This is a genomic window from Seonamhaeicola marinus (genome assembly GCF_008085455.1).
This window is the reverse complement of record NZ_VSDQ01000231.1, coordinates 1-235: the sequence shown is the minus strand read 5'-3', so window position 1 is coordinate 235 and position 235 is coordinate 1. Positions and strand designations below refer to the sequence as shown.

Below are 235 nucleotides of genomic sequence, written 5' to 3'. Positions count from 1 at the left end.
GCCTACATGATGACACATTTCTAGTAGTAAGGCCATAGTAAATTGTGCTACAGATTGTGTACTGTAAGCAGGTACATTTGTAACTGTAATACCTAGCTGTTTGGCAACCTCAACATCAACAACATTATAACCTGTTGCTAAAACACCTATAAATTTAACCCATGGTACGTTTTCTAAAACTGCTTTAGGTAATGGTGTTTTATTGGTATAAACTATTTGCGCATTACCAATAGCT

At 35.3% G+C, this 235-nt stretch carries 1 pseudogene; it reads right to left on the bottom strand.

The window, feature by feature from the left end:
• Nucleotides 1-235 (bottom strand): annotated as a pseudogene (locus tag FUA24_RS03165) (3-phosphoglycerate dehydrogenase); the annotation flags it as partial.